The 7,018-nt window shown below is 35.0% G+C and carries 6 protein-coding genes; 1 reads left to right on the top strand and 5 read right to left on the bottom strand.

Annotated features, from left to right (window positions below; all coding sequences use genetic code 11):
- Window positions 1-46: 46 nt before the first annotated feature.
- From B0A64_RS13485 to B0A64_RS13510, 5 genes are all read right to left on the bottom strand, one after another.
- Window positions 47-2,521 carry a zinc-dependent metalloprotease gene (locus B0A64_RS13485; RefSeq protein ID WP_089480048.1) on the bottom strand — a complete coding sequence of 825 codons (2,475 nt, stop codon included), beginning with the start codon at window positions 2,519-2,521 and terminating at the stop codon, window positions 47-49.
- Window positions 2,522-2,701: 180 nt separating this feature from the next.
- Window positions 2,702-3,988 (bottom strand): glutamate-1-semialdehyde 2,1-aminomutase, encoded by a 1,287-nt coding sequence (gene hemL / locus B0A64_RS13495; RefSeq protein ID WP_089480050.1) that lies wholly within the window; start codon window positions 3,986-3,988, stop codon window positions 2,702-2,704.
- A gap of 113 nt (window positions 3,989-4,101) precedes the next feature.
- A complete protein-coding gene (locus B0A64_RS13500) occupies window positions 4,102-4,983 on the bottom strand; it encodes a glucosaminidase domain-containing protein (RefSeq protein ID WP_089480051.1) in 882 nt (293 codons plus the stop codon).
- The gene (locus B0A64_RS13505; RefSeq protein ID WP_244285405.1) at window positions 4,976-5,872 is read right to left on the bottom strand and encodes a 1-aminocyclopropane-1-carboxylate deaminase/D-cysteine desulfhydrase; all 897 of its coding nucleotides are present in this window, start codon (window positions 5,870-5,872) and stop codon (window positions 4,976-4,978) included. The genes B0A64_RS13500 and B0A64_RS13505 overlap by 8 nt, the downstream gene beginning before the upstream one ends.
- A gap of 8 nt (window positions 5,873-5,880) precedes the next feature.
- Window positions 5,881-6,216 carry a hypothetical protein gene (locus tag B0A64_RS13510; protein ID WP_089480053.1) on the bottom strand — a complete coding sequence of 112 codons (336 nt, stop codon included), beginning with the start codon at window positions 6,214-6,216 and terminating at the stop codon, window positions 5,881-5,883.
- 112 nt (window positions 6,217-6,328) lie between these two features.
- Here B0A64_RS13510 and B0A64_RS25170 point away from each other — a divergent pair, with 112 nt between their 5' ends.
- The gene (locus tag B0A64_RS25170; RefSeq protein ID WP_165769812.1) at window positions 6,329-6,505 is read left to right on the top strand and encodes a DUF5522 domain-containing protein; all 177 of its coding nucleotides are present in this window, start codon (window positions 6,329-6,331) and stop codon (window positions 6,503-6,505) included.
- The last annotated feature ends 513 nt before the right edge of the window (window positions 6,506-7,018 follow it).

Here is a 7,018-nt window from a genome sequence, read left to right on the forward strand (position 1 = left end):
ATAAAAAAAGAGGCTCGCAAGCCTCTTTTTTGTTTGTGTAAATTTCCTATTTCGGATTCAGAATTAAATCTATTCTTTTGATACAATCTTCATAATGGTATTTTGTTTCCGTATTTACCGGTCTTGCTTTTGCTGCTGCAAGTGTACCTCTTAAAGCGGTCAATTCTCCTCGAACTAAAGCTCTCACATCAGATTGCCCTACATTATAATATATTGCAGATCTGTCAGTTGGTTTAATTTCCTCGGTCATCAAAGCCCCCATTCTGTCAATGTAACCACGTTGCAAATTTCTTCTGTATATAGTAACATTTGCAGGCGTAGCAGCTTCTTTCCAGATTCCTTTTCGGGTATCTTTTAATAAATCCAGTGCTTTATAAGTGTCTGTACCAAGAATCTCATTATCCATCAATCGACCAATACGACCAATACTCAGCAAACTATTCAAATGTCTTACCTGCAAATTTCTGAACCTTTCTGCATACCCCGCGAAATCAGTGTTTTTTAATGTATTAATATTTACAATCCAGGTTGGCGACGCAAAAGCATTTGTTTGCAGCCAATTCATTGCCTCAAGTTGTTTTGCTTTTGGCACAACCTCATATACATTTCCGGCTTGATTGGGCTTTTTAGTATTTTCATAAACCCCGCCCACATTGGTTACAACATGACCCACATATCTGCTCCAGGCGTCTAACATCTCTTTGTATAATTCGTCTAAATCGCCATAATCATTAGTCACATTACTGGTCCATTCGTTTAAATGCGCTGCTACATATTCCAGATTTTTAAGACCGTATGAACTTGCTTTCATTGAATTATTTCCAATATCCTCCGTTTGAGTGGTCGGGTCAAAAGCACTACTTTGTTTTCCAAATTTATACAACGGATTTCCTGCTTTTTCCAGAATCCATTTGTCTAAAGTTGCAGATTCATCCTGTGGCGTTTTAGCATTTGGAATCACCCTGTATCCCCAATTTACGGCATATTGATCATAAGCACCCATTTTACGAATAAACCTAATATTTTTATCACCGGGTTGCGCGATATAATTAAAACGGGCATAATCCATTATACTTGCCGAAATTCCGTTCTGTTGTGTAAAATCTCCATTTCTGTAACTTTCAACATCATACGCACAACTTGCGCCCATATTGTGCGGGAACCCTAAAGCATGCCCCACTTCATGAGCAATTACCATGCGCATCATTTCTCCCATTTCTTCATCACTGGTTTGCAAAGTTCTGGCAGAAGGATTTGCAGCGCCCGTTTCCAGCATATATCTGTTTCTATACGAACGCAAATGATTGTGATACCAAATAACATCACTTTCGATAATTTCGCCGGTTCTGGGGTCAGAAACACTCGGCCCAACCGCATTTCGGGTTGTACTTGCTACATAACGTATCACAGAATATCGAATATCTTCAGGGCTAAAATCAGGATCTTCTTCCTTGGTTGGTGCATCTTTGGCAATAATCGCATTTTTAAATCCCGCACTTTCAAAAGGTTTTTGCCATTCTTCGATTCCTTGTTTTATATATTTTCTTAACTTCTCCGGCGTTGCAGGATCTAAATAATAAACAATAGGTTTTACAGGTTCAACCAATTCTCCTCTGTTGTATGCTTCAGGATCTTTAGGTTCTAATCTCCAACGTCTGATATATGTTTTAAGGTCTGATTTTAATTCATTACTTCCATAATCGTATTGGCTTACCGTAAACCATCCTACTCTCGAATCTGCCAGTCTGGGTTTCATTGGCACCTCAGGCAATAGAATCATCGATTGATTCATCTGGATACTTATCGATTCTGTATCTTCTAGCATCGATGGTTTTGAGGCATTATACGTCATGTCCTGAATAACCTCGATATTCATCGGGAAACTTTTTATTGTATTAATAAAACTTCTCGAATCGTCAAGTCCTTTTACTTTATACGTTTCGCGCATTTCTGCAGATATACCGCTAATTGCTTTTACATCTGTACTATAAAACTTAGTTACATCAATAACTGTATTGGTCGAATCTTTGCTAAAAGCCACGATGTCGAAAGCAAATAATGTAGGTTCGTAATTATTAGATTTTACCGAAATGCTAATAGGCAAAGAATCATTTGCAACTGCATTATACGATTTTGATTTGATGAGTATTTTATCCTGAAAACGTTGCCAAACCACTAGTTGTTCATTCGTTTCAGATCCGGCATTTACATATCCTCCACCTAAATTAGAAGGCAATTTTGAAAGTCTGCTTACTAAAAGCATATCCTTGTTTAAATACTTATTTGGAATTTCGAAATAATACTTTTTATCGACTTTATGAACCGTAAAAAGCCCGGAATCAGAAACAGCGTCTTTCGTAATTACTTTGCTGTACTCTTTGATTGTCGATTCTGATTTTTTTTCTGATGGCGCAACTACTGGTTCTCCTTTTTTAGGTTCTTTCTTTTTAGATTGGGCAAATTGGTTGGTAGAAAGCAGCATAAAAACTGCCGTGGTAATAAAAATGAAAAATTTATTCATTTATTGTAGGTTTAATGGTTATTTGTTAAACAAAAATAATTTTTATTCTAAATATAAGAGAAAAAACATGCTTATTAACTTTTCATTAACTACTGCAAATCTTAATTTCAAGGCAAAAAAAAGGCTCAACTTTAATGAAAAAGCGGAGCCTGAAATTGAAAATATTTTAACTTTTAAGATTTAAAATGTCTTTGAAACCTTATCAATCGCATTAATTGTAAAATCAAGATCTTCGTAAGTTAATGCGTCTGTGATAAACCATGTTTCATAAGCAGATGGCGCAATGTAAATACCTTCCTGCAATAAACCATGAAAGAATTTCCTGAATGTTTCATTATCTCCTTTTGCAGCTGTTTGAAAATCAACAACCGGATTGGCATCAAAATGAACCGAAATCATTGAACCTACTCTGTTAATAGTAAAAACAACATTATTTGCTTTAAGAACCCTGTCGATTCCTGCTTCTAAATAGGCTGTTTTTTCTTCTAAACGGGTAAAAACAGCACGATCATTATCAAGTGCCTGCAACATTGCTAATCCTGCCGCCATCGCTAACGGGTTTCCGGATAGCGTTCCTGCCTGATAAACGGGACCTAACGGCGCAAGATAATTCATGATTTCCTCGCGTGCAGCAAAAGCTCCAACCGGTAAGCCACCACCAATTACTTTTCCAAAAGTTACAATATCAGCATTTATATTATACAATTCCTGAACTCCGCCACGAGCCAAACGGAAACCTGTCATTACCTCATCAAAAATCAGTAAAATTCCGTTTGCCGTACACAATTCTCTCAGACCTTCCAGAAAACCTTTTTGAGGCGGGATACACCCCATATTTCCAGCAACTGCTTCGATAATAATAGCTGCTATTTCATTTTTATTAGCTTCGATTAAAGTCTTTACATTCTCTAAATCATTGTATTTAGCCAGCAAAGTATCTTTTGCAGTTCCTTCTGTAACTCCCGGACTATTTGGCGAACCAAAAGTTACGGCTCCGCTTCCTGCCTGAATCAAAAACGAATCAGAATGTCCGTGGTAACAACCTGCGAATTTTATTATTTTATCTCTTTTTGTAAATCCTCGAGCCAGACGAATCGCACTCATACAAGCTTCTGTACCTGAATTTACAAATCTTATTTTATCAATATTCGGAACCATCGAAACTGCCAAAGCTGCGATTTGAGTTTCTAATTCTGTTGGCATCCCAAACGAAGTTCCTAGTTTTGCTTTTTCGATTACAGCATCAACAACCGGCTGATAGGCATGACCCAAAACCATTGGCCCCCAAGAGTTGATATAATCTATTAATTTATTTCCGTCTTCGTCATACAAATAAGCACCTTTGGCACTTTTTGCAAAAATAGGATTTCCTCCAACCGCTTTAAAGGCTCTAACCGGCGAATTTACTCCTCCTGGAATTACTTTTTCTGCTTCAGCAAAAAGCTGACTACTTCTTTTATATATCATTATGAATTTATATTTTAGATTTTGGAGTTCTGATTTTAGATTTTAAATTGAGAACTTTATTTAAAAAATTAGATTGATTTCAAAACTGAAAACTGAGACTGAAAACTAAAAAACTACTTCACCTTAAGCTTCTGTCCAACCGAAAGTGCATTGTCTGAAAGATTATTTTTTTGCTTGAGATCATCAACCAATAAATTGAATTTTTTGGATATCGAATATAAGGTATCTCCTTTTTGAACTTCGTATAAATTAGGATCGTTCGAATTTGAATTTGAACCAGAAGAACTTTTAACCGGAGTTGACTTCTCGAAAGGCTTATAATTTTTTCCGGTAACCTGACAATCGTATTGATGCAAATTATATCGTTCTATATAACTAATTAATTTGTCCGGATAATTAGGATCTGTAGCATAACCTGCGGCTCTCAAACCTTTTGCCCAGGATTTATAATCGTCTTTTTCGTAAGTAAACAACGTTGCATACCTATTTTTTCCGACTAAAAACAAAGCATGATCTCTGTACGATTCTGAAGCTTCGTTATATTTTCTAAAACATTCCTGAGCAGAGTCATCGTCATGGCGAACACTTTCTCCTAACCAGTCTTTATGACATTTTATTCCAAAATGATTGTTTGCTTCTAATGCTAAATCTCCTCTTCCTGCACCGGATTCCAAGATTCCCTGTGCCAAAATAATACTTGCAGGAATACCATATTTCTGCATATTTCCCATTGCAATATCTTTAAATTGCAAAATATAATTGTTGATCAGATCGCTGGTTACAACTGTTTTTGAAGTAGATTGAATGACCTCAGTTGTATTATTTGTAGTGGGATATTTTTTGCCAATTGGCTTGCTATCAGCCGTTTTTTTTGTCGGAACCGTTCTTGGCCTCTGCACCGCTGCTGCCCTTTTGGTCGTTGCAATAGCAGGTTTACTGGACGAACAACTTGCTAATGTTGCGATTATGAAAACGATTATGATTTTTTTAAACATTTCTTTTGAGTATTGGTAATTTTTTCTGCATCAACTTCATATTCATTCCTTCAATTCCCTGCAATCCGCCGGTATGAATGAGTATTATTTTTGAATGTTCGGGAAAATAGTTTTTATGTATTAAATCTATAACGCCAAAAACCATCTTTCCTGTATAAATTGGATCTAATGGCACTTTTGTTTCTTCAAAAAAAGCATTGATAAATTCAATTAATTCCAAATTTATCTTTCCATAACCTCCAAAATGATAGTCAGAAATTAAATTCCAGTTATCTTTTTTTGCAAAAATACGAATTTCATCGGTTAAAAAGTCACCTTTTAACGCCGGAAACCCTAAAATTTTCTGATGTGGCAACGCGCTATTGATCAATCCTGAAATCGTTCCACCCGTTCCTACTGCACAACATACGTAATTAAAAACAGCATCTTCATCTGTCAGAATCTCTTCGCAACCTTTTACCGCCAACTCGTTTGTTCCTCCTTCAGGCACTAAATAAAAAGCACCAAATTTTGCTTTTAGATTTTCTATAAAAGTAATTTCGCTTTTATGCCTGTACTCTTCCCTGGTTACAAACTCTAATTGCATTCCGTTTTGCTGAGCAAATTTTAATGTTGGGTTCTCTTCAATTTTATCAAAAAGTTCTTCTCCCCTAATTATACCTATCGTTTTTAAACCCTGTTGTTTTCCGGCATAAGCGACTGCTGCAATATGGTTTGAAAAAGCACCCCCAAAAGTCACCAGGGCTTCTTTATTTTCGGCTTTTGCCTGAAGTAAATTGTATTTTAGTTTTCTTAATTTATTCCCTGAAATAAACGGATGATTGAGATCATCTCTCTTTATTACTAAAGAAATATCATTTGGAAAACAGATATGAATTTCCTGATTCAAAATCTCTTTTATTTTAAAGTTATGTAATTCAAAAAGCCAAAAAAAGGTCGGTTCTTTAAATAATTTAAATCCGTTTCATTTGCATAAGCTTCTCTCTCAAAACTTATATTTTGATACGCCAGATCTCTGTTTTTGTACTGTATCAACCGAATTATATATTCTAAAAAATAAAAAAGATAAAACGGAAAAATAAGTACTTCTAATTGTTGTTGCAAATGAATTTTTTCATGATTTACAAAAACAGGATTCTCTTTATCTAAATGATATTTTAAAAAGACAAACGGAAAGACGGTCATTCCCCGATATCCTTTTGGAATTAAATATTTAGCAACAATCAGAAACATTAGCTGTAAAATTTATAAATTTGTAGATAAAAAATGTTCGAATTCATTAAAATCACAATCAATTTACTTAATTGGATTTAAAAGAAGAAGAACGGGAACCCAATGCAGATTTATGAAAGAGCAAAGTAATGAAAATAAATTAATCGAAGGCGAAGATTTTTACTATACGCCCGAAGGTTATAAATGCTTTACTGAAAAACACCATCTAAAACGCGGTTATTGCTGCAAAAGTGGTTGCCGCCATTGTCCATACGGGTTTGATAAACGAACGGGCGAAATAAAAAAGTAGATTGTTAGATTATTAGACTTCTTAGATCTTTAGATCTTTTTACTGTCTACGCTAGCAATCCTTGAATCAATTAAAAATTTAGGTAGTTCTATTTTTCTAACAATCTAACAATCTAAGAAGTCTAATAATCTAAAAATCTAATATGGATATTCTCTTGCGAAAATTTAGGATTACGATCCACAAATCCTATCACAGGTCGGATATTCGTTATCCCTAGCTTTAATTAAAAAATGTGTCAATGTGCCAATAAGTCAATTTGAAAATTATCTAAATTAGAAAATGTGCCCATTTGATAATGAGATAATTAATTTTTGATCTAATTTACATTGACAGGTATTTCGCTCCTATGGAGCTTTTACCAGCTGATCGTATTGTTTTCTATAAATACGCCACCTTTACAAGGCTAGAAAAAACTCCGGAGGAGTGCAATATTTATAGATGTTGTTTTTTATAAATACGCCACCTTTACAAGGCTAGAAAAAACTCCGGAGGAGTGCAATATTTATAGATGTT

It is taken from the genome of Flavobacterium araucananum, from assembly GCF_002222055.1.
Lineage (GTDB): Bacteria > Bacteroidota > Bacteroidia > Flavobacteriales > Flavobacteriaceae > Flavobacterium > Flavobacterium araucananum.